At 40.1% G+C, this 25,189-nt stretch carries 17 protein-coding genes and 1 tRNA gene; 4 read left to right on the forward strand and 14 right to left on the reverse strand.

Annotation, left to right across the window (positions count from 1 at the left end; all coding sequences use genetic code 11):
* Positions 1-185: 185 nt before the first annotated feature.
* From IPI59_03885 to IPI59_03900, 4 genes are all read right to left on the reverse strand, one after another.
* Complete coding sequence (locus IPI59_03885; protein ID MBK7526693.1) at positions 186-674, reverse strand: DUF1232 domain-containing protein; 489 nt, start codon at positions 672-674, stop codon at positions 186-188.
* 126 nt (positions 675-800) lie between these two features.
* Entirely contained in the window at positions 801-1,400 is a 600-nt protein-coding gene (locus IPI59_03890; GenBank protein MBK7526694.1) for a bifunctional nuclease family protein, read from the reverse strand.
* A 158-nt stretch (positions 1,401-1,558) separates the two neighbouring features.
* The gene (locus tag IPI59_03895) at positions 1,559-2,545 is read right to left on the reverse strand and encodes an electron transfer flavoprotein subunit alpha/FixB family protein (GenBank protein ID MBK7526695.1); all 987 of its coding nucleotides are present in this window, start codon (positions 2,543-2,545) and stop codon (positions 1,559-1,561) included.
* Positions 2,546-2,628: 83 nt separating this feature from the next.
* The gene (locus IPI59_03900) at positions 2,629-3,375 is read right to left on the reverse strand and encodes an electron transfer flavoprotein subunit beta/FixA family protein (GenBank protein MBK7526696.1); all 747 of its coding nucleotides are present in this window, start codon (positions 3,373-3,375) and stop codon (positions 2,629-2,631) included.
* Between the two features lie 202 nt (positions 3,376-3,577).
* Here IPI59_03900 and IPI59_03905 point away from each other — a divergent pair, with 202 nt between their 5' ends.
* The gene (locus IPI59_03905) at positions 3,578-3,904 is read left to right on the forward strand and encodes a tetratricopeptide repeat protein (GenBank protein MBK7526697.1); all 327 of its coding nucleotides are present in this window, start codon (positions 3,578-3,580) and stop codon (positions 3,902-3,904) included.
* Between the two features lie 27 nt (positions 3,905-3,931).
* Here the strand turns inward: IPI59_03905 and IPI59_03910 are convergent, their stop codons facing one another.
* A complete protein-coding gene (locus IPI59_03910; protein ID MBK7526698.1) occupies positions 3,932-5,332 on the reverse strand; it encodes an arginine decarboxylase in 1,401 nt (466 codons plus the stop codon).
* A 174-nt stretch (positions 5,333-5,506) separates the two neighbouring features.
* Complete coding sequence (locus tag IPI59_03915) at positions 5,507-6,391, reverse strand: LysM peptidoglycan-binding domain-containing protein (GenBank protein ID MBK7526699.1); 885 nt, start codon at positions 6,389-6,391, stop codon at positions 5,507-5,509.
* Between the two features lie 335 nt (positions 6,392-6,726).
* On the opposite strand from IPI59_03915, the gene IPI59_03920 reads away from it, so the two are divergent.
* A complete protein-coding gene (locus IPI59_03920) occupies positions 6,727-7,656 on the forward strand; it encodes a hypothetical protein (GenBank protein ID MBK7526700.1) in 930 nt (309 codons plus the stop codon).
* Between the two features lie 137 nt (positions 7,657-7,793).
* Here IPI59_03920 and phbB read toward each other — a convergent pair whose 3' ends face one another.
* From phbB to IPI59_03960, 8 genes are all read right to left on the reverse strand, one after another.
* A complete protein-coding gene (gene phbB, locus IPI59_03925; protein MBK7526701.1) occupies positions 7,794-8,543 on the reverse strand; it encodes an acetoacetyl-CoA reductase in 750 nt (249 codons plus the stop codon).
* Between the two features lie 32 nt (positions 8,544-8,575).
* Positions 8,576-9,640, reverse strand: coding sequence for a class III poly(R)-hydroxyalkanoic acid synthase subunit PhaC (phaC, locus tag IPI59_03930; GenBank protein ID MBK7526702.1), 1,065 nt, complete (start codon positions 9,638-9,640; stop codon positions 8,576-8,578).
* Positions 9,641-9,746: 106 nt separating this feature from the next.
* Positions 9,747-10,991, reverse strand: coding sequence for a hypothetical protein (locus tag IPI59_03935; GenBank protein MBK7526703.1), 1,245 nt, complete (start codon positions 10,989-10,991; stop codon positions 9,747-9,749).
* A gap of 181 nt (positions 10,992-11,172) precedes the next feature.
* Entirely contained in the window at positions 11,173-17,478 is a 6,306-nt protein-coding gene (locus IPI59_03940) for a cadherin-like domain-containing protein (GenBank protein MBK7526704.1), read from the reverse strand.
* Between the two features lie 330 nt (positions 17,479-17,808).
* Positions 17,809-19,311: a hypothetical protein gene (locus tag IPI59_03945; GenBank protein ID MBK7526705.1), complete on the reverse strand. Its 1,503-nt coding sequence runs from the start codon at positions 19,309-19,311 to the stop codon at positions 17,809-17,811.
* A 90-nt stretch (positions 19,312-19,401) separates the two neighbouring features.
* Positions 19,402-20,199 (reverse strand): RNA methyltransferase, encoded by a 798-nt coding sequence (locus IPI59_03950; GenBank protein MBK7526706.1) that lies wholly within the window; start codon positions 20,197-20,199, stop codon positions 19,402-19,404.
* 162 nt (positions 20,200-20,361) lie between these two features.
* A complete protein-coding gene (locus IPI59_03955) occupies positions 20,362-21,663 on the reverse strand; it encodes an aminotransferase class V-fold PLP-dependent enzyme (GenBank protein ID MBK7526707.1) in 1,302 nt (433 codons plus the stop codon).
* A 223-nt stretch (positions 21,664-21,886) separates the two neighbouring features.
* A tRNA-Pro gene (locus IPI59_03960) sits at positions 21,887-21,959 on the reverse strand.
* 166 nt (positions 21,960-22,125) lie between these two features.
* Between IPI59_03960 and IPI59_03965 the strand changes: the two genes are divergently transcribed.
* Positions 22,126-24,186 (forward strand): hypothetical protein, encoded by a 2,061-nt coding sequence (locus IPI59_03965; GenBank protein ID MBK7526708.1) that lies wholly within the window; start codon positions 22,126-22,128, stop codon positions 24,184-24,186.
* A gap of 54 nt (positions 24,187-24,240) precedes the next feature.
* Positions 24,241-25,170, forward strand: coding sequence for an NAD-dependent epimerase/dehydratase family protein (locus IPI59_03970; GenBank protein ID MBK7526709.1), 930 nt, complete (start codon positions 24,241-24,243; stop codon positions 25,168-25,170).
* Positions 25,171-25,189 lie beyond the last annotated feature (19 nt).

Genomic DNA, 25,189 nt, shown 5'->3' on the forward strand with positions numbered 1-25,189 from the left:
ACAGTTATTTTAGTGAGAGATTGGTATTTCTTTTAGCTAAGATTGTCTTGTAATTACTATTAATCCGGATGGTTTAATTATGTAGGCGGCAAATGTCTAAGTAAATTTAACAACTAATAACAAGAGGCCACATAAGTAGCAGTGGGTTTGTAAGCAAATTGAGAAAGCAAAAGATAAATTGCTGTTTATTTACTGCTTTTGGTCGCCGGAAAATCATCGCGGAAATCTTCGCCAAACTCTTGCTCATGGTCGGCATTTTCCCAAGTAACAAAGCGGTTGCGCTCATTCCGCAAAGTTTTACCTAACCACAACAGCAAGCTCACATCGTCAATAAATCCGGTAAGCGGAATAAAATCGGGTAAAATATCAATGGGCGAAATAAAATAGAGCAAAGCAGCCGACATTAAAAGTACTGCTTTTCGGGGCAACTCTTTATATTGACCCGAAGCAACTGCTTTAATCATCCGGATAATATCTTTTATTAACTGTACAACCGATACGCGTTCGCGGTAATGAATAAATTTTTCATTAAACTCATCGAGGTGTTGGTTAGCAGCTTTAAGCTGGGTTTCGCGCTCATTTTGGTTGTTTAATAATTTGTCGGCCTGAGTTAAAAAATACCTGAATAATAAAGTTCGTGAAATGGCAAGTCCGCGTTTTATAAAGTTTGTCATGGTTGTTTTTAAGTAATTAGCGTGTTGATTGATTGATTTTATCAGTTACGTTTTCATCAATACCTGATGATTTCGTTTAAAATTTAGCGGTAGTGGTGAGCAAAAATTTAAAAATGACTTAAAAATTTATTTCCGGCGATTAATTTCGTCTCGCACGGCGGCGGCCAACTCGTAGTCTTCGGCATCTAAAGCTTGTTGTAACATCGTATCTAATTTTTCTTTAGTGTAGGCAGCTATTTCGGTGCGTTGGCTACGGGTGCCGGGTGTTTTACTGCTGGTACGTGTTGATTTTGGTTTTTCTTTTTGTTCTTCTTCATCCATAACCAAAATGCCGGCCTCGTCCATAATTTTTTCGTAGGTATAAACCGGGCATTTAAAACGCACTGCCAAAGCCAAGGCATCTGAGGTGCGCGAGTCAATTTCGATTGTATTGCCTAAATGTTCGCAAATTAGTTTGGCATAAAAAACACTGTCAATTAAATCATTTATAATTACCTCTTTTAAGGTCAGGTCAAATTCAAAAAATAGATTTCGTATAAGGTCATGCGTTAAGGGGCGTCCGGGGTTCATATTTTGCAGTACCACGGCAATTGCCTGGGCTTCAAAAGCACCAATAACCACCAACAAACGGCGCTGCCCTTCAACTTCGCCCAAAACCACTGCAAAGGGCTGTGCGCTGCCCATACTTTGCGACAAGGCTATTATTTTTAATTCTATTTTTTGCATATAAGTTTAAGTATAGACCCGTGGAGGCTGTTTGGCACGTCTCTTTAGGTTATAATTTAAATCAATGGTACAGTTTAAGGTGTTTTTAGGGGCGAAAGACTTGGCCTTAGTAGGTAGCCATTTCATTTTATCCGGAAATTATTGGCAGTTTGGTTTATTTAATGTCCGGCTTTAAGTGCTTTTACTGCTTCGGTTATTTTAGGTACAATTTCAAAAGCGTCGCCAACGATACCATAATCGGCTTCTTTAAAAAATGGTGCTTCGGCATCTTGGTTAATTACTACAATAACTTTGCTGTTATTTACGCCTGCCAAATGTTGTATAGCGCCCGAAATGCCAATGGCAATATATAAAGTTGGCCGAATGGTTAAGCCAGTTTGCCCAACATGTTCGTGGTGGGGCCGCCAGTGTACATCGGCAACAGGTCGCGAACAAGCAGTAGCCGCGCCAAGGGCTTGGGCTAAATCTTCAATGATGCCCCAATTTTCAGGGCCTTTTAGGCCGCGCCCGCCCGATACAACAATATCGGCTTCGGGCAAGGGGGCTGCCCCCGATGAAAATTGCTCGGTTTTAAGCACTTTTACTGCAAAATCGGCGGCGCTAACACTGCTGGCATCAAAATTTTGTACTTGTGCCTGCCCTCCATCTTTAGCTATTGTTAAGGCGTTGGGGTTCACGGTTATAATTTTATTTGGAGTAGCTATTTCGTAGGTTGCAAAGGCTTTGCCCGAGAACACCGATTTGCGCACCTGCAAGCCGTTTGCGGCTACTGTCGGCAGGGCAATAGCGCCGGTAACTAAACCAGCTTGTAAACGCACAGATAGGCGCGGGGCAATAGACTTACCACTGCTATTATGGGGCAATATTACTAAATTAGCCTGGGTGGCTTGTGCAGCTTGGGCAATAGCTTTTGTAAAAGCCCGGTCATCAAAATTGTCGAAACTTGTATTTGAGCAATGGAGTACTTCGCTAACACCACAAGTACCAACTGCGGCTAAACTGTTTGCATCAATACTTCCTAATGCTACGCCAACGGCATTACCTAAGCCTAAGATGCTGGCAGTTTTTGCGGCATAAGTAGCGGCCTCTAAACTGGCCTTTTTTACAGCACCATTCAAATGGTCAATATATACTAAAACAGGCATTTATATAATTTTATTTTTATTACTAATAATACAAGCACAATTTAATAGGGGTTAGAGTTTGTAATATTTAGCGTGTTGCACGTCTAAATAACCTTTGCTTCTTCGTGTAGTAAGCGCACCAATTCGGCGGGATTATCGGCAGGTATAAGTTTTACGTTAGTGCGGCCTTGCGGTGTTTCGTATAGGGCAACAGGTGTTTGCACCGCAGCGGCAACAGCTGGTATTACTTGTAATGGCTTGGTGCGCGAAGCAATAATACCCCGCATATTGGCTATGCGTTGCTCGGCTATACCTTTTTGTGCACTAAGTACAAAAGGGGTTTTTACTTCTAGTGTTTGACTGCCCCCATCAATTTCGCGGTCAATGGTGGCGGTATTTCCGTTTACTTCTAATTTTGTTACCAACGATATAAAGGGCAAATCTAACAACTCGGCAACCATACCACCAACCGAGAAACCGTTGTAATCAATGGTTTCTTTTCCGGAAAAAATAATATCGAATTGGTTGTTTTTGGCGTAGGCTGCAATTTGAGCAGCAACAAATCCCGCATCGGCTGGGGCAGCATCAACACGTACTGCATCGTCGGCACCAATGGCTAAGGCTTTCCGGATAATTTGTTCGGTATCGCCCTCGCTTGTGCCTACATGAATAACCGTTACACTACCACCAAGACTTTCTTTAATTTCGCAAGCGCGCACTAATGCGTACCACTCGTCGGTGGGGTTTGCTATATAGGTTACACCGTTGGTATTAAATTGGGTATTATTGTTGGTAAAGGTAATTTTAGCTGTAGTATCGGGGGTTTTGGCTAAACAAACTAATATTTTCATGTTATTTATTATTATAAAATTAATAGCTATTTAATAAAATATTGAACTACCATACAAAGTAGGTGGTATTGTAAAAACGGATGCAAAGATACGGATAAATAAGGAAATTTTTAGGTTATAACAATGCTATTTTAAAACAAGTTTAAAAGCATTATTGATTTATTTTGTAATTTTGCCTTTTGTCAATTTACCCGAATTTAATATGCCTTCGCGCATTGAACAATTAACTGCCTATTTGGCTGCCTCTCCTAACGACCCGTTTTTGCGCTATGCGTTGGGTTTAGAATTTTGGAAATTGGGTGATACCCAAACTGCTTACCAATATTTATCCGGATTAACACAGCAATATCCGGATTATTTGGGTACCTACTACCAGTTGGGCAAACTTTGCGAGGTCCTACAACTATTCGACCAAGCATTAACCACCTATCAGGCTGGCATGGCTTTAGCCCGCACTCAAAACGACCATCATACTTTAAGTGAACTGCGAACTGCCTTCAATGCGCTTAACGATGAATTATTTTTATAACAAAGAGGGCAAAAATTTTAAGTATTGCTAATCGCTATACCCTAATATGCGCAACATATCTTGCGGCGATTGTTGCTGAAAGTTTAACCAGTGGCGCAGTTTGCCGTTCTCGTCATGGTCAATTAATACGTGTTTTGGCGATGGGATAAGGCAATGTTTAATACCGCCGTAACCGCTTAGCGCGTCTTGGTAGGCCCCACAATTAAAAAAACCAATATAAAGAGGTTCGCTGTTGCCGTTTAAAGTGGGCAGATATATTTGGGTGGCATGTGCTTCGGAGTTATAATAGTCAGAGCCATCGCAGCTTAGGCCACCAAGATTTACCTTTTGATAGTCGTTTTGCCACTTATTAATTGGCAACAATATAAAGCGTTCAGACATGCCCCAGGCATCTGGAATGGTAGTCATTAGCGAGTTATCGAGCATGTACCATGTTTCGTGTTCGTTTTGTTGTTTTTCGTTTAACACCGAAAAAAGGACAGCCCCACTTTCGCCAACACTAAATTTGCCAAATTCGGTAAAAATATCGGGGTGAGGTATGTTTTCGGCTTCGCAAGCCTGGTAAATTGCGCTTACTATTTCGCCAATCATGTATTCATAATCGTATTGAAAAGCAAGGCTATTTTTAATGGGCAACCCGCCGCCTATATTTAATGCGGTTAGGGTGGGGCAAATTTTTCGCAAATCGCAATACATTTTTACAGCACGCTTTAGTTCGCCCCAGTAGTAAATGGTGTCTTTAATTCCGGTATCAACAAAAAAATGTAATAATGTAAGTTTAAATTTTGGATTATTGGCTATGCGTTGCTGGTAATACGGTATAATATCGCGGCTTCTAATGCCCAAGCGCGAGGTATAGTAATCGTTTCGGGGTTCTTGCTCGGTGGCTACACGGATGCCTATATTTACCGATTTTGCATGAACTAATTTTAAATATAAATCTAACTCATCGTCGTTATCTAAAATAGGTATGCAGTTGAAACCTTCGTTAATTAGGTGGCTAATTTTAGCTGCGTAATCGATGGGTTTAAACCCGTTGTTTAAAATAAAGGTACTTTTAGTTAGTTTTCCGGCATTATACAAATTTAATATTAAATCAATATCAAATGACGACGATGTTTCAATTTGAGCTCCATTTTCTAATACCTCAGTTAGTATATATTTAAAATGGCAGCTTTTTGTAACATAACAATAATGATAATTACCTTTATACCCCAGTTTTTGCATGGCTGTATTAAACCAATGCTTAGCTTTTTGAACCTGTTGGCCAATTTTGGGCAAATAGGTAATTTTTATTGGTGTACCATAGGTATCAATAAGCTCTTTTAGTGGTAAATCATGAAAAAATAAATACCCGTTTTCAACCCGAAAGCCTTCCTGCGGAAAATAAAAAGTTTGTTCAATTAGGTCTTGGTATTTGTTTATCATTTATGGTTTAGGGGGTAAACAATTCGAAAAAAAAGGAGCAAAGATAATGCGATTACGTGTTAAATTGTGAAAAAAATGGTTTAAAATGGTTGTTGTAAGTGAAAAAATATCCGGATACCGTACTTAAAACAAAACAGTATCCGGATATATTGGCCAACAGGCATCAAAATGTTTCTATTCTTTGTAAATTGTGCTTATTCGGGTTGGTTTATCAATATTTAATTTTTTAGCTGCACTTGTTGGTATTTTAACAACTACCTCTTTATTTTCGGCTGTAGGGGGCAATTTGGCTGATACTTTGGCATAGATACTTTTTTTGTTTACGGGGTTATATATTTTAATAACCGAATTTATTGGTGCCGAGCGGTGCAGTACATAATAATTAGTTTCGCCTTCTTTACTGGCATTATTGTCGTCAAAAACTAAAACAAAACCACCATCTGTTTTTGATTTACCTGTTTGGGCCTCATATTCTTTTTTTAGGCGGTCGGCTACGTTAGGCTTACTAATAATTACAACAGTATCGTTGGGGTTGGCATTTTCGCCTCCGGGGTATAGCCAGCCTACAATTAATTGGGTATTCGCTGAAAGCGGAGTATCGAGTTTAATATTATTCCACTTTGCTATTGCTTCGGCGGTAGTTTTATAAGCCCGTGCCAATAGGTATAGCGTTTCATTGGCTTTTACCAAATGCTTTACGGGTTTAATTTGTTCGGCAACAACGGTTATTTTATTATCCTTAACGGGTTGAGTTGTAGCATCTATATTTGTAGCGGCTGGATTATTTTTCAGTGGATCTTGCTGTGAATTTTTGGGTTCTTTATCTAATTTAACTTGTACAGCCTGTTTGCCGGATGGTGCTGTTGCAGCTACCGGAATATTTAGAGACGCACCTTCCTTTAAAGCTCCAAGAGTTACAGTAGGGTTTGCCTTTTGTAACTCAGTAACGGTTAGTCCATATTGTTTGGCTATTTTAAATGCTGTTTCGCCCTTTTTAATAATATGGCTATGCGGTTTGTTTTGGGCAAATACATTGGCGCGGCAAACAATAAAAAGCAAATTAATAGTAAAAATATCTTTTTCATAAATGGTTGCTCGTTACTAACTTATAAATATTTATTAAATTGTATGAAGTATTTAATACTATGCAGACACAAAATTAAGGAAAATGTTTAAACGTATAAACATAATAAAAAAATAAAGTTAATTTTATTTGATGGTTCTCCATGTAGTTTATATCCGGATATGATGACATGTATTGGTAAAATTTCAAGCCTTTAGCATCAAAATTGCTTTAAACATAAGGATTATCAAAATGCTTCTTTTTGTTAAATACTTCTATAAAAACAAAAAAAGTTGTAATTTTGTAAAAATAAATAAATTTACATATTCCGATGAAAAGAAATATTTTTTTTAGTTTGGTAGTAATAAATATACTTTTTACAACTATTTTCTGCTCTAATTTTGTAGGTGTACAAGCACAAAATACATCAACGAGTAAAGCCGCCACAAACAGCGATTTAGACAGACCAGTGCCATGTTTAATGCCCGACACCCCCGATGTTGTTAAACATTTATTGGTAAACAAACAAGCCACACTAAAAAAAATTGAACAAAACGCAATTGCCTTTTTAAACCAAAATGCCAATCAGCCCTATTTTTTTTCGCAATCAGATTATGGGTTTGTGCAAATTGGTAACCTTTTTTCTCCTACGGTCAAACATGCTGTTGTCGCATACCTGTCAGATGCCTTTACAAAAAGCCCCAAAGATGGATTTAAAGCTAATGTGTTGCTATATGAAATAAAATCGCCAAACGCAAACGAAATAAACTTAATTCAATCATTCAAAAATTTACCCGTAAGCGGGCCTATTTTGGGTATTTCAATAACCGACTTTAACTTAGACCAACAAGCCGATTTATTATTAGAAGCCGAAAGCCAAGATGAACAATTAGGGATAGCATCGGGTAACGATTATTATTATTGGTGGTCGTACCAACCGCAAAGCCGTAATTTATTACAAATTACACAATTTAATGCTTATCCCAATCCTATTTTTGTCAATCACAATTTTTTTTATACAACTTTAACCAGTAATTGTGGTAGCCGCAAATGGTTCAGTCAATTATATTATATACCCGAGCTTAGTTTGCCCCCAACATTTAGTGCCTTAATTAAAGATGAAAACTGCGGTGCCATTGCAGGCGTGTATCGGGTAAAAAGTCAACAACTTGAATTAGTAGCCGATGAATACCGCGACTACGACCCCCATACAACCAGCAATATATGGCTAAGTTGGATTAGCGAATGGAGCAAACCTTAACGTGTGGTTTTTATTTTTTGCCTAAAAAACAGGGCAAGTTTTTTATTAAACTTGCCCTGTTTTAAAATCTAATAACGTAAACCTCTATACGAGCAACGTCTTTTTTTTAATCAACTTAGATAGTAAGAAGACCTATCTTAATATACGTGTTGCCCGCCATTAATTGCTATATTGGCTCCGGTTATAAACTCAGCACCCGGAGACACCAAAAACGAAATTAAGTGTGCAATTTCGGTTGTACCCCCCAAGCGTCCTACCGGAATTTGGGCTACAATTTGCTCGCGTATTTTTTCGGGCACGGCCATTACCATATCGGTCGCTACGTATCCGGGCGATATTGTGTTTACAGTAATACCTTTACGTGCAACTTCAATTGCTAAAGTTTTGGTAAATCCGTGCATTCCGGCTTTGGCTGCCGAGTAGTTTGTTTGCCCGTGTTGCGCACGTTGCCCGTTTACCGATGAAATATTCACAATCCGGCCATACTGTTGTGCCAACATGGGTTCAATAACATTTCTTGAGCAGTTAAAAACACTAGTTAAATTTGAGTTAATAACATCTTGCCAATGCTGCGGGGTCATTTTATAAAACGAGGTGTCGCGGGTAATGCCAGCATTGTTTATTAAAATATCAATAACTCCAATTTCAGTTTGTATTTTTTCGATCATAGCTACTACCTCCTCCCAATTTGCTACATCGGCTTGGGCCATGTGAAAATTGTAGCCCTGTGCTTGCATTTTTTGCTGCCAGGCGGCTGCTTTTTCGGGGTTCCGGTAATTAGCTATTACAATATGCCCGTCATCGGCAAGACGGCGGCAAATATCAGTGCCTAAGCCTCCAACAGCACCTGTTACTAAGGCTATATATTTTGTTTTATCGGCGTTCATAAATTTTTATGTTTTTAAGTTTATAGAAAAGTTTAATTATTGTTACTATGATCATCCCGTTTTGCAAACCATTTTTCAATGGCAGGTGCCAAGGTTGTTTGCGACCTTGCCCCTACAAAAACCCCAATATGCCCGCCCGGAAATTCATACAACTCTTTATCCGCAGAACTAACAAGGTCGTTAAGTGGTTTAGTACACTGCGGTGGCACAATATGGTCTTCGCTGGCGTAAATAGTCAACAAAGGCATATTGATATTTTTCAGATTAACTTTTTCACCATCTAATTCAAATTCGCCTTTTACAAGTTTATTGTGTTGGTACATGTCAATAATAAACTGACGGTAGGTTTCACCTGCTTGGTCGGGGCTGTCATTAATCCAATGTTCCATGCGTAAAAAATTCATCATTTTATCTTTGTCGCTGGTAGTTTGAGCCAAATTTACCAATTTGCGCACTTTATTCATCGGAATTAACAAGTCAAACCCGGTATTTAAAAAACTACCAGGAATAATGCCATTATATTTATCAACCATGTTATCAATATCTAAACACCTTGACCATTTAAAAAGAAGGCCATCATTAGTAGCAAAATCAATTGGTGTAACCAAAGTTACTAAGTTTTTTACTTTCTCCGGATGTAAAGCGGCATAAATAGCCGAAAAAGTTCCGCCCTGGCAAATCCCCATCAAATTTATCGCTTTCAAATGGTGTTTTTCGCATAAAAAATCAACACAATCGTTAATATTGCCATTAATATAATCGTTAACGGTTTTATAGCGCTCAGCGATAGTTGGGTAGCCCGTATCCAACAAATATACGTCTAAACCTTCGGCTAATAATTTGCCTATAAAACTGCGGTCGGGCTGAATATCCATCATATACCAACGGTTTACCAAGGCATATACCACTAAAACCGGCGTTTTTACAGTAGCTTTCTTTTGCGGCGTAAAGTGCCAAAGTTTAACTTTACCATCATTCCAAACAACTTTTTTTGGTGTTTGTGCTACATCTACCTCGGTAACCGATTTAAGGTTTTCATAGGCTTTGGTTAAGTTCTCGACTTGCTTAAGTGCGGCCTGTGCCATAACTTGAAACATATTAAATAACAGGTATTGAATTATATTATATTAAATTAGAAATCAACTTTTATTTAACAAAGCAAAAAATCTTTCTTAAAGGTTAAGATTAAAAAATTATTGAGGTCTAAACTTTTTTACTTTTTCCGGATTTTGTGGTATTTTGTTCAGATGTGGTTGATATTACAGCGTTAGTAGTGCCATGTGCTTTCCGTAAATGTTTCACCTCTTTTTCTAACTCCATAATTTTATGGCGTAAAGCACTCATTTCCATTGCAATATCGGCCATTTCGGTTCTAGTTGCTATAGGCAAATCGGCCAAACTCATTTCAATAATTCCATCCATGTTTTGTTTTACTGCTAAGCCAGCTTGTGCCGTTTCGCTTTGCAAATTAGCATATTCGTCGGTTCTCATAACTTCCACAGTTTTGCGCTCAACTGCCGTAAGCCAACGATTAAAAAACTCATCAAAAGCACTATTGTCTTTACCCTCGGCCTGCCATTGCTTTACTACCTCAGGAAGCGCAGTTTGCGAAGCAGTATAAACCATTTTTTGCAAATCGGCACTTTTAACCAAGTAGCGCATATAATCAAACTGCATATTGCGTATCATTTCTGTTGTTACTGCCTCATTTCCTGTACTCATTAATTTTATAGGCATCCATTGTTGGTTTGTTAGCTCTTGCAGTTGCTTAATATAATCAAACCAACCCGCCGATTTCTGCGGATTTGCAGCCCAGTTCTGCCACGCTTCACCAGTAGGCTGCCAACCTTTGGCGTTGTTTTGCAATGTGTTAAGCCAAAGTTCAAATATACGATTGCTTTGTTGCATTATATCGGGCAAATTTCCCTGCGAAAAACCCATTAAGGCATCCATTACTTTTTGGTAGTCGCCACTATTTGCCCATATCTTGGTCCATGTTTCAGCAGCTTCCGGGTTGTTTGAAAATTTGCCAAACTCATTCCATTGCTTCAAAAGGGTATTATACGCTTGTATATAGGGCTCAAAATTAAGGCTGCCCAACCAAGGCATTTGTTGTCTAACGGTCGAGGCCATATTGCTCAATTGGTCAGTCCAGGTTTTTAAAGCATCATTTGCGGCAGGCATCTGATTGTTTTTAGTAAAACTGGCAAAATTATTCAGCCAGCTATTAAACAACTCCCGTTGAAAATTTGCCCACTCGGTAAAGGCTTCGGGAGTTTGTTGCAGCATGTTTTGCCACCAGTTATTAATACTGCCGGCATTAAAATTACCTGTGCTATTGGTATTGTTTTTATCGGATTGTTTGCTGGTAAATTGTTGCTCCCATTGGTTTAGCCATTGGCGTTGCATGTCTAGCCAGGAGCTAAAATCGGCAGAATTATTTTGCATTACAAATATTTTTTAATTAAAAAAAATTAATACGTTGGTTTGAGCCTGCAAAGTTCCGGTTATTTTTTGATTTTCCGGAATAAATAATAAAAAAACTGTCCGGATAAATTATCCGGACAGTTTTATATCTAACCACAAACTATTGTTCAGCAATAAAAACAATATTGTCTGTTGCTAAGTTCTAGTCTTTTTTCATAAAACGGGTCGAAGTTGCATCATTGCCGTTTACAATATTTACAAAGTAAATGCCAGCTGCGTAGTTAGTAGCATCTAATTTATAAACATTTTTACCACTAACACCTTCAATCAATTTTTTAGTCATTAGCTTACCAGCCACGTCGGTAACAACAAGTTCGGTTATGCTATTGGTAGGTTGGTTAAAGGTAATATTCACAAAATCGGTAGTAGGGCTTGGACTTACGCTAACCACTTGTAACGACCCAGCCTGACGCATCAAGCTAATTAATCCAGCGGGGTTGCTTTGGCCGTTAAAGTCGGTTTGAACAAGTTTGTAGTAGCTAATGCCGGCAGGGGCATTTTTATCTAAAAAGCTATACTCGTGCGCCGAGCTAGTGGTACCGTTACCTTCAACTTTAGCTATTTTGGTAAACTTAACACCATCAGCCGAGCGGAATAAGGTAAAGTAGTCATTATTAATTTCTGTAGCAGTAGCCCAACGCAATAAATTGCCATTTTCTTGAACCAAGCCATCAAAACTTAACAAAGTAATAGGTGTAACAATACAAGATACTTCCATTACGCCAGAGGCAGAGCAACCAATAGCATCGGTAACAACCCACGAAATATTGCCACCGAAAGTGGTAATGGTATCAGCAGGATCGCCATCCGGAACCTCAGGAAGCATCAAGGTATCTAATTCAACTACTTTGCCGCCTTCAATTGTTTCAACAGTTGTTACCCCAGCGATGGTAACCTCAACCGTATAGTTATTTTCTTTACCACCAGTTGCGGCAATAAATAAGTTAAGGGCACCACTATTATCGTCAAGGCATATATAATCTACCGCTGGAACAACATCGTTGTACCAAGTTACGGGGGTGCCGGGGGCAACGCCAGTACAAGGATTGGTCAAGTCGGGGCAGCCACTATTATCGGCTGGGCCAACTACCGACGAAATATAGTAGGTAACACCAAAGGCTATTGGGCCATCGGCTTGGGTAAATACGCCAGTGGTATTTTGTGCAATAATGCCATCAATTAAGGAGCCAGAACCACTATGCAAAATATAACATTGTACTTCACCTGCATCTAACTGCGAGCCAATAGCCTGTACCGAAGCAGTTGCGCCATTACAAAGTTCTAATGCCGGAGGCATATCGCCAGGTGTTGGGTCGCAAGGGATTTCGCAAGGGCCACCTTCTAACAAGAAAGTACCAGCAGTACATTTCCAGTCATCAGTTATATCTAATACGGTGTTTTTACCATCTTTAAACGGAATTGCCATGCCAGGGCTAAACTCTAAGGTATCAACAGCCTGCTGGGTATTGCTATCCCATTTAAAGTAGCCGGGGAAACTGGTCATGTAACCACCAAAATTAGCATATTCGGGGAAGCCACCTGTAATTGTTAAAATAAAGAAGTGGCTACCAGAAACTCCGGGTTTGCAGAACCAAGTATAGGACATTTGAATTTTCTTCAATATTGTAAAAGTAGCTCCTTCCGAAATATCAAAGCAAGCCAAGTCTTGTTGGGCAGCTATATCGGCAATATTGTCTCCAATATTAATAGTTGGCGGGTTAGCATCAGCAATATTAATCGCATACATTATGTATTCACCGTCTTGTGGAGTAGGTAATTCCTTTTTATTATTGCTCACCGAAATAATGTTACCATCGGTGTCGGTAATAACAAATATTTGGGTAAAACCAGCACTACCATTAAAGCCAACGGCTTTGGGTTTTAATATTGCTGCAATTGCGCCGTCATCGGGGTGGCAATAGATTGGCTGTATTTGTAAATCTCCAGCTGCGGCTTCGCAATCACTAGCTATTATGGTTAGTGTAGAAGCAGCAGTACCACCTTTTCCATCTGAAATGGTATAGTTAAGTACTATTACATCGCCCACAACAAAGCCCGCTGCAGGTGTAAAGGTTGTTGAGCCATTTGCATTGAAAGATATAGTTCCTTTTGAAACATCAGGAGAATCAATGCCGGTCATTATTAACACATCTCCATCCGGATCACTGTCGTTGGTTAAAACGTTAATTGTCGCACCAGCGCCCAAGTAATAAACATTTATTAAATCGGGCAAGGCAATTGGTGGATTATTGGGGCCGCCAGTACAAGAAGCAACAGATACACACCATGCTTGGCCGCTAAAGTCATAGCAAAGTGCAATTCCGGTCAAAGCCTCTAAGTTGGGTATTGCACCTTGTATTTGAGTTAGAGTGGTCAAGCCTGAACCGATTGCAAAAGAAATCAAATCCTGCAATGTGTGGTTGCCTGGGCCCAACAAAGCGTCGGACACCATATCAATATTGGTATTATCATATGCAATTCCGGTAAAGCAGTAATTGCCTGAACCAGCACCAGTAAAGTCATAGCTGCCATTAGCACTAACACCTACCACTACATCATTATTAGTTACAATATACGCATAATCAGGTGTTCCTTCAAAAATACCCGAAGGTTGAACAGCAAAACCTGTTGCCGCACCCGATACATTATCGGCTGCGTTTGCACTATCATTACAAATATCGGTATCGGCTGGGCCAGTAGGTACGCCAGCGTCGGCGGCACAAGTAACGTCACCAGGGCAAGCGTCGTAGCTTACTGTATAATCGGCAGTTGCGCAAGGATTACCAGCTATACTCGAGGTTACAGTTAATATGGTAGCTCCGTTAGTGCTTCCAGGGGCTAATGGACCAAAAGTTGCTGGGCTAACAACATCGCCAGGGCAAGCCACAACAATTTCGTAGTTACATGTTAAATCTGTCAAATTGATGGTTGGGGCTTGAGGTTCGGGATATGCTACATAGTTTACCGAGCCGGCAGCCAAGTTCACGCTACCATCAACAAGACATGATACAGTTGCACTAAAGCTAAATGTAACAGCACCGCAACTTGTATTTCCGGGAATAGTAACCACAGAACCAGCAATAGTAGCAGTAGGTCCAGCAGTTTGTATCCAAGTAACAGTGGCGTTTGCCGAGCCATCTCCGGATACATCAACAGAAGGCAGGTTAATTGTATTGCCTGCAGCATCGCTACAAATATCGGTACTACCACTTACTGGAGTAACGTCTCCGGCATTGGGGCAATCATTACCACCAGGACATGCTGGGCGTTTTACATTGAAAATAAGTGCCGAACAACCATCGTTACCAACAGCAATGGATACCGTTTGTGATGGCGTTCCAGGTACTTGGTCATCAATACTGTTCGGTGTTAATACATCCTCGGGGCACGCAGGCGTAAGTTTGTAGCTACAAGTTAAATCATTTAGTATAATAGATGGCGCTTTAGGTACAGGCCATACTGTATAATTAGCCGTACCCCCACTTAAACTAACTGTTGCATCGTCTGTACAGCCAATATTTAAAACAAAGCTATAGTTAATTGGACTACAAGTGCTATTTGCTTTTAGTTTAACCGACGGAGTAGCGCCAGCAGGAACACTTACCGATGGGCCACTATTTTGTACCCATGTATAAGTAGCATTTGCACCAAAACTACCACCTACTGAGGCGGCGGGTAAACTTACTGTAATATTGGTTAAGCAGAAAGATTGGCTATCAGATGCAACTGTAACGTCATCTTGCGTTGGGCATTCGATAATCTCAACATCACAAGCTGGTACAACTACATCAAATGTAGCAGTACAATTGCCGTTCGAAACCTCAAGAGAAACATTTGTTTCAGGGTCTCCCAACGCTTTATTATCTATGGTTGCCGGAGTGGTCACATCATTGGGGCAATTAACTACAATACCGTAAGTACAAGTATTGTCTAATTTAACAACAGTAGGTGCTTGTGGAATTGGATTTATAGTATAGGTTGCTGTGCCACCGTCAATCACTAATCCGGTATTGTCAGTACAGCTAACTATGCAGTCGAAAGTATATGTTATTGGGTCGCACGTAGTGTTATCTGGTATCATAACTGTTGGCTCTTGACCTTGTGGCACTGAAACAGCAGGGCCAGATGTTTGAACCCATGTAACAGTTGCTTGTGCCGCATTGGGGCCGCCAATACCAACTAATGGAAGCGTAGCTTCTAATGGAAGCGCAGCGTCGACACCACCGCCACAATCAGCAGCCAACGGATCAATTGCAGGCGTAATATCGGCAGCTACGGGGCAGGTATTTACCAATTCGGGGCAAGCTGGCACATTTACAGTAAAGTCAACGGCTGCGCAGGCAGCATTACTTACAGTTAAGTTTGTTGTTGAAGCGGGCGTATCTGCTGGTGCGTTTGGAACAGAACCACCTATTACATCACCGGGGCAGGCTGCTGTTACACTATAAGTACAAAAGCCGTCCGAATCTTGTCCGGATAAACTTACCGTAGGTGCTTGTGGGTCAGGATAAACAACTACTGTAGTGCTGCCACCATTTAAATTTACAGCACCATCATTGGTACAACCTATTGTAACAGCAAAGGTTAAGGTTACAGGATTGCATCCGGATACAGCAGCAAACTGAACATCGGTTGTTGCCGCATTGGGCGATACTATTGTAGCAGTAGGGCCGGCAGTTTGGGTCCAAGCAAAAGTAGCAAAACCTGCATTAGGACCGCCTACAGTTACACTTGGCAAAGTAGCTGTACCTGCCGAAGAGCAAACGTTTTGACTTCCGGATGTTTGGGTTACGTTGCCTTGTGTTGGGCAGGGCAGTGGTGCGGCGGGGCAATCTTCTAAGGGCAAAATAAAGGCTACTGCGGCACAACCTGTATTGGCAACCGTAACATCAAAAGTATTACCTGTTGAGCCAGGGGCAGTTGCGGGTACGCTGTTAGGGGTTAAAATATCGCCGGGGCAGTTAGGTGTAAGGCTATAGTCGCAATTATCGTTAAGACGTGTAACTGTGGGGGCATTAGGTGTTGGATACAAAGTATAAGTGGCAGTTCCGCCGTTTAATAATACGTTTGCATCTTGTGTGCAACCAACGTCTAATTTAAACACATAAGTTTGTGCGTTACAATTAGTAGTGTTATTGGGAATTGTAACGGTTGGCGTATTGCCAGCAGGAACGTTTACGGCTCCGGGGCCACTTTGCAGTTTCCATTTAAACGTAGCATTTGCACCAAAGGCACCACCTATTGCGTTAGGGGCAGGCAAGGTTACCGAAACACCGCCCACTTGCGTACACAAATTCTCGGTATAGGCTAAGGGGGTTACATCGCCTTGCGAGGGGCAACTTGCAGCACAAGCAGGTATATTAACTGTAAATATGTTAATTAGCGGGCAACCTGCATTCGATACAGAAACATCGGTAGTTGAAGCAGGCGAGCCAGGTCCTTTATTGGCTATTGTATTTGGGTTTAATACGTCGCCAGCACAAGCAGGAGTTAGTATATAGGTGCAGTTTCCGTTGGGGTCGTTACCCGTAGCGGTTACGGTGGGGGCATTTACTGTTGGGTAAACCGAGTAAGTTGCTGTACCTCCGTTAAGCGCAACATTGGCATCTTGGGTACAACCTACCGTCAATGCAAATTGATAAGCCTCTGCTCCACAAGAAGTTTTTTGGCCTAAAGTAACCGTTGGAGTTTGGCCTGGTGCAATAGTGCCTACGCTGGGGCCGCCTACTTGTGTCCAAGTAAAAGTAGGTTGTGCGCCGCACTCATCGGCAGGCGGTAAAACAAGGGCAGGCAGTGTAATTGTATTGCCATTAACTGCATCGTTACATAGGTTTTGAGCAAGTGCTATGGGCGTGCCTACATTAGTTGGGCATTGCGGAACTGGTAGGGTATTTAAACCAACCGCACTTGAAATATTGTGTTGGGGAGTATTATCGTTTTTATTGAATAAGGTTTCGCCACCACCCAATAAAAAATTAAGACCCATTGGGATAGTATTGTTAATAATATCAAAACTAAACGAGCCCATGGTTAGCCAAGTTGCTGTAACCATTGGGCAGCCTTGGTTGGGTATTTGCATGTTTGTTGTTAAGTTACCCAAACCGCTAATATTGTCTGAGGTAAAGGCAGGTGCAAAATAGGGTGCTGCTGCGCCGCCAAATGCACATTTGTTTTTGTCGTCAAATAATGCCGATGTATAAGCAGGCGCAGTAATTGAGGCTGGGTCAAACTCAAAAAATACCGTGTGAGCACCAATGGCAAATTGTTCGGCAGTAATTGCCGACCGAATTTGCAAGTCCATTGTAATTTTGCCGCCGTTTACCGCAATATTGCAAAAACGCAAGTCGGCCAAACCAACCTCAACGGTTGTTTGAGCTTTACCGCTTAATGCCGTTACCATAGCAATAACCAGCATCATTAGCAGTTTGTATGTAATTCTTAAACTCATGATAGAAAGTTTTATTTTAAATAATTATTTATCTTGGATTGGTTTTCAAATAGCGGGGTAAAATTAGGTAATTGCGCTCGAAAAGTACGCACAAAAATTAAATTTACCAAAAAAATAGTTAAAATTACTGCATTTTTTTTCTAAAATTCGTAAAGCTTTGACCTTTTATTGACATTTGTACTCATTTGTTAGTAATTAGTTACCTAAAATAAGAGATAGAAAATAAAAAAGCTATCAATTCTATATAATATAAAAGCTAATTTAAATTAAAATCTTATGCTTTATTTTTGTTGGAAAAAATAATAAAATTAAAAATACATTAAAAGCGGACTAATACCTAAGTACTGCCGGAGCAATCCATCCGGAGTTGGGTTTGTATTTATTAAAATCTGCTACTGTTACAGCTTTATCTAATGTTATATCACTTTTTATATACAGGTTCAATTTAGATGCATCAAGTTGGTATATATTAAAATCGCTTACCGTAATAGTTCCTTTTGCATCTATATCGCCACCACGCATACCCCAAACATCGGTATCAATTTGTGTTAATTGGTTTGTACCCATGGCTTGTTCTGTTCCGATTGTAAAATTGTAAACAGCAGTATTTAAAGTTAAATTGTGGGCTACTTCGCTGATAATTGGCAAATGGTTCCGATGCCTAATAACCATAAAATAGTCGCCTATTATTAAATTATTGCCCATTAGCACACCTTCGTTATTATCTAAGTCAAGTATCATGCCATCATCTCGCAAAAGAGCTGCCTTTTGTGAGGCTAGGCTTGTGTCATTTTTATATCGCAACTCAATTAGCACCCAATCTACAATATTTGGGGCAAATGAAGTAACCATTTCTGTTCCGGCATAGTTCCAAGGGGCGCCTGAATATGGCTGACTTAATGGCAACAAATTAGCTTGTTGCAGTTTTGTGTTCATTAATCCGGCGGCATAAGCACCTTCTAAAAATACTTTTGCTTTAAATACCGGGTTGTACGGCACTACTTGAATATTAACCGTTGTGGTATCGCACACTTGCGGTATATTGTTGTCGCATACGAGGATACAAAATTGGTCGGTACCTAAAAATCCGGATGCGGGTGTATAGGTAAAGCAACCAAACCCCGAGGCGGCATCAATATTTACTGTGCCATTATTGCTTGTAGTAGTTGTTGTTGTACCATCACAAAAAATAGTATTTACCAAAACTCCTTGTAGTTCATTGGTAGGCACGCATTGGGCTGTACTCGTATTAAGGCCGGTAACATAGCTATAAGTATCGGGCCCGGGCAGCATTATTTCGGTTATAGTTTTTGACTTTGTATAGCCGCCATCGCCAGTTGAACTATCATTATTGTTTGCGGCAACCCCGCCTACATAAAAAGTTACGGTGCCCGTGCCTTCGGGGGGTGCTATCCATTGAAAATTAAAGGTGTGGGGGCTTGTGCCAACTGGGGCATCTTGGTGTGCTATATAGCTGCCACTACCAATTACCTGTGTATTTGACCCTGTGGCTACCCAAGTTCCTACGGGCTTTTTAGCGGCATCAAAACAAATCATTTCAAAACCAAAACGCACCATTGTTGTGCTGGTAACAGTTACTTGCATTTCGTAGGTTTGGCCGGCCACGTAATGTGTATCACCGTTTCCAAATGTAATGCTAACCGAGCCACCGGCCCCACCGTCGTGGCATTCACTGCATTTACTATGTCCGGGTGCTCCTGTTTTTTTAAGCGGTGGCGTTGCCGATTTTGTATGGGCTATATTGTCATCGTTTAGTACCCAGATTAAACTTGCAAAAACGGTAATTGCTAAAATTAGTAATTTTTTAGCCATATATTTAGTAATTCAAATTTCAAAAAATTAATTAATAGATTAAATGTATTGTTAAGTAAGGTATTTCTTTCAATAAGGAACAAAAATATGTTATTTACGCCAATTTTTAGTAATTGTGGCTAATAATATTCCGGATGCGACAGTTGCATTTAACGATTCGGCCTTGCCATAGCCTTGGATAGTAACGGTTTTTGTTACTAATGGTTGTGTTTCGAGGCGTATTCCGTGGGCTTCACTTCCAATAGTCATTAATCCGGATGTTGGAAAATTTTCTTCAAAAATATTTGTTCCGGATAAAAAAGCTCCATAGACAGGTAAGTGTGGATTTTCCAACACAATATCTTTTAAAGGGGCATAAATAACTTGGGTTCTAAAAATACTACCCATTGTTGCCTGTACGGTTTTAGGGTTGTAAAGGTCGGCACAGTCGCTTGAGGCATAAATATTTTTAACGCCAAACCAATCGGCGGTGCGTATAATGGTACCCAAATTGCCCGGGTCGTTAATACCATCAAGCAACAATGCCCAGGTTTGAGCTTTAAGCGGCAATTGATAAGAACTTGTTTGCGGCGTAGGCAAAAATTGGGCTGCGGCCATAATTGGTGGGGGCGTTATGGTTGGGCAAATTTGGGCCATTTGGCGTTCGGTTACCGGCGTAATGGTTAGGCTGCTACTGGCAATTTTATTATTAGTGTGAAGGGTAAAATAGTTATCGTTATTTTGTAGCCAAGTATCCTGAGCATAAATTTCTACCACCAAATTTGGGGCGTTTGTTAGCAGTTCGGCAACCAACTTCTCGCCCGACAGTAAAAAAACTCGTTCCTTACATCTATGCTTTTTTTGATGCAAACTGCATAGCCATTTAATAGTATTTTTGCTTAATGCCATTGTTAGATGTTTGGCTTGTAATTGGCAGGTTTGATAGCGTTTTACCCAACGCTTTTAAACAACATTACAGTTATTCTTCTTTAAATAGTTTGTTAATTAGTTTTCCGGAACAAATAAATACAAACATCTTTGTAACGGGGAACAAAAAAATTAATTTTAATTTTAGCCCTTTTTGCCAGCTTGTTCTGCTATATTGGTTATTGCTGTTGCTAATTTATCTAAATCGCGGGGGGTTGTATAAACATGTGGTGTTATACGTACGCCGCTAATATTGTGCCAAACAATAGCTACGGCATGAATTTTATATTTGTCCCAAAGTTGGGTATCAATTTCGGCGGGGGTTAGCCCGTTAATACTAAAATTTGCAATGGCGCACGAGTAGGCATTTTTAAGCGAAGTATTTAGCTTAACATTAGGTAGGTTTGCCACTTTGTTGCACCAATAATTTTTTAAATAGCGCAATCTTTCTTCTTTTCGTTGGCTGCCAATTAATAAATGGTAATCAACTGCCGCACCAATTGCCATTTCGCTGGCCATAGAGCGTGTACCGAGCGATTCAAATTTGCGAATATCGTCTCCATCTGGTTTATCGTTTGATAATAATGCCCATACGTTTTTAATTTTTTCTTTCCGGATATACATTAAACCACTGCCAAAGGGCGCACAAAGCCATTTATGTAAACTGGTTGCAAAATAATCGCAATTTAAATCCGGAATTTTATAATCAATATGGGCAAAACTGTGCGCACCGTCGCAAAGCACTTCAATTCCTTTTTCGTGGGCAATTTTGGCAATTTTAGCGACTGGTAAAATTTGCCCTACCCAATTAATTATATGTGTAACATGGGCTATCCGGGTTTTTTTGGTAAAGGCATTTGCATAAGCCTCAACAATGGTTTCGTCGTTTTCTATTGGCAAATTAAAATCGAGCCATACTAATTTAATGCCATCGCGTTTTTCGCGTTGTTTCCAAGCGTTTATCATATTTGGGTAGTCTTGTTTGGTTAGCACTACCTCGTCTCCGGCTTTTAGGTTGAGGCCAAAAATAATTGAGTTAAGCCCTTCGGTACTGTTTCTGTTGATGGCAATTTCTTCGGGGCTACATCCCGATAAACTTGCCAATTTTTCGCGCAGCGGTTCGCGGCCTGCATCTAAAACACGCCACATGTAATACGAGGGGGCTTCGTTACAATATTGGTAGTAGCGCATGTGCGCCTCTTGAACAGGTTTAGGCTGTGGGCTAACTCCGCCGTTGTTTAGGTTAATTACGTTAGGCGAGGTGGTGAACGACTGCCGCACCATTTCCCAAAAATCCTCGTCTGTTGTAGCTTGAGCAGGGGGTAAAAGGGCATTTTTTAGCGCAGCATTGGCAAGGGTCTCGGCCTCGAGTTGGTTCCAAATGCTACCGACTGCTAAGGCGGTGGCTGATTTTTGCAAAAATTTGCGACGCGATAACGATGACATACTACAAGCAGGTTAATAAGTGAACAAGTGCCACTAAAACTGAGGGCAAAAAATTGTTTGGTGTTTTAGTTTGCATTTTTGGGGCTAAAATTAGGTTATATTTGACAATCTTACACTACTATATTAGACTTATCTACAACAATGTAAAACAAGCAGACAAAAGAAAAGGGCTAATTGCAGAAGCAATTAACCCTCACCAATTTTTATGAAAAATTCTATATTGTCGGGATGACTGGACTTGAACCAGCGGCCACACGCCCCCCAGACGTGTACTCTACCAACTGAGCTACATCCCGTAACGTATTATTTCTAATAATTGGGATGCAAAGATACGGTTTTTTTATCTTTATACAATTATGATGACAGAATTAATTTTTTCCAAGTCCAAAATTTGCCTACTTTTGCCCTCTGTCGTATTTATTTATTGCTAAACAAGTAATTAGTGTAACAATTTGCTTTTATATGCAAGTTTTATTTAGTAAGTTTTTTTCATTTGTATTAGCAACAGGCTTGATAATAGCAGGCTATTTGATACCGTTAAATGCTCAGGTTATATTACAAAAAGATACCGTACAAGCCCAAAAACGCTACCCATACACCCAATATTTTACCGACACTTACAGCTATAACCCACAGCAAATAGATACCCAACTTTATAATTTTCATAGATATATACCTGCCGTTGCCCAAACCAACCAATGGCACTATTTAGGTAATATTGGTTTGGCCGCCAAACCTTTAGTTTTTGAGTTTACACGTAATATTGGTTTTAATTTAGGCTTTAGACGCTACGAGCTTTGGCAATTTACCCTCCAAAACCAACACTGGTTTACGGGACCCTACCCTTACTCGCAGTGGTATTACTCGTTTGGAGCGGGGCAAGAGCAAATAGCTGGGGTTACTTTTTCGCAAACTTTTAAACAAAGGCTACGCCTTAATTTCGATTACAGAAGGCTTATTTCGCAAGGTATTTACAAACGTCAAAAAGCCGGATGGCACAACTTATCGGTTTCGCTGCATTTTAAAGGAAAAAAAGAGCGTTATAATGCCTTGTTTAGCACCTTAATAAACAGTGCCGAGCTACAACACAACGGCGGTGTAGTGTTCGAAGATTTGTTTAGCGATACCAGTTTTTTCCGGAAAACTATATTAAATGTACAATTATTGGCGGCAAACGGCGGGCTTCGCAACAGACAATGGCGTTTGCAACAACATTATGATTTTGGTAATCGCTACGATTCTATTCCGGTTAGAGGCGACAGTTTAAAAATTACCCGCTTGTTGCCGCAATTCCGGATAGGCCATGCCATTAGTTATGCCGATAATTTTTATGCTTATAACGACCCCTCACCTCAAAGTGCTAACCCCAGCGCAGGCATTTACCCTAACTTCTATATTAGCCGAACCAATACAGCCGATACTATAAAAGCATGGCAATTGCGCAACGAGGTTTTTGCCTCGGCAATGCGTTTCAAATCAAAACAAAATATACCTTATTTTACTGCCTATGCAGGTTTGGCACATCAATTTACAGCCGTAAATCAGGCCAATTACAACGATACCTTGCCATTATTACCTGTTACGGTTACAGGTGTTGATACTGTTTATACGCTACCCCCCGATACCTTATTTACCCTTCGCGATACAAGTTTTAACCTTAACAGCATTGAGCTATTTGCACATTTTAGCACCCAAACAAGAAACCAGCAAACCTATTTCAAGGCTCGGTTTGGGTTTGTACCAATAGGTTTTAACAGAGGCGATATTAGCCTACAAGGGCAAGCAGCTTGGTTTTTGGCCAAAAAAATAGGCAGTCTTTATGCACAAGCTCAGTACCAACTTCTTACCCCCGATGCTACTGAGCAACGCTATTTTAGCAATCATTATTGGTGGAAACAACCCAACTTAAAACAAATATCGGTTTTGCAAATAGGTGGCGGTTTTAAACATCCGGCTTCCGGAAGTAGTTTATCGGCAAGCCAGTATATTTTAAATAATTATATCATTTGGAATGGGCAAGGCCATCCGCAGCAATTATCCGGAAAAACGATTAGTATCACTCAGTTAATGGGAAATATTAACCTGCACTGGCGCAAATTGCACTTCGAAAATACCATTGTCGGGCAATTTTATCCGGAAACAGATACTGCCAGTTTTGAAGATCTGCCAAAATGGATTTCTCGCCATAATATTTACATCGAAACTTGGCTTTTTAAAAAGGCTATGTTAAGCCAGTTTGGGCTCGATATTAGCTATAATACCGCTATTGATGCCGCAAACAGATTTTCGCCTGCAATTGGGCAATTTTTTAATGCAAATACCAACAATGTTACCAATTTAACCTATTACCCGGTTGTTAATGTTTATTGTAATATTAAAATAAGCAGGGTACGGGTTTTTGCTTTGTTACAACATGCTAATCAAGGATTATTTGGTACTCAAAACGGGGTTTTGGCTACCCCAGCCTACCCGCTACCCGACAGGGCTTTTAAATTGGGTTTGGTCTGGCAATTTTACGACTAAACACAGCTAAAAAGTTTAAATTATATTTATTTTAATTATAATTTCTATTAATGTATGCCCAAAATTTTAATTACCGGAGGTGCTGGTTTTATTGGCAGTAGTTTAGCCGATGGCTTGTTAAACGACCCAAGTAATTACTTGGTTTTGATGGATAACTTGCTAACCGGACGGATAGACAATTTGCCCGACAGCCAAAATAGCAATTGGACATTTGTGCAGGGCGATGTAAATAATTTCAACGATATAATGCCCGTTATGGCAGCCAATTCGTTTGACTTTGTTTTTCATTATGCTGCCGTGGTTGGGGTGCAGCGAACCCTAACACAGCCCTTGTTGGTATTAAAAGACTTGGAAGGTATCCGGAATATTTTAGAGTTATCGAAAAATACGGGTGTAAAAAGAGTCTTTTTCGCTTCCTCTTCTGAGGTTTATGGCGAGTCAATTAGTTTTCCACAAGACGAGGTAAACACGCCCTTAAATTCGAGGCTACCCTATGCCGTTGTAAAAAACGCCGGAGAAGCTTTTTGTGCTTCGTATGCGCGCGAGTATGGCCTTTCAAGCACAATTTTCAGGTTTTTTAATACCTATGGCCCCAAGCAAAGTACGGATTTTGTAATGTCAAAATTTTTAAAAGCCGCCCTGCACAACCAGCCTGTTACAATTTACGGAAACGGCAGTCAAACACGTACTTTTTGTTATATTGACGATAATATAGCTGCATGTATTGCTGCACTTAATAATAAAAAATATATAAATGAGGTTGTAAATATTGGCAACGCCGAAGAGATTACTATTTTGCATTTAGCTAAAACTATTATAGCGTTGAGCAAATCGAGTTCAGAAATTATATACCTGCCCCCCTTGCTCGAAGGCGATATGCCTCAGCGTTTGCCCCATTTAGTGCGGATGCAAAACCTTCTTAACCGCTCGCATACCCCTTTAGAAAAAGGCATCGAACAGTTAATAAATTCGGGTAGGTTTTAATTTTGCTTTTTAATTAATT

The sequence above is a fragment of the Sphingobacteriales bacterium genome (assembly GCA_016706405.1).
Taxonomy (GTDB): domain Bacteria; phylum Bacteroidota; class Bacteroidia; order Chitinophagales; family UBA2359; genus BJ6.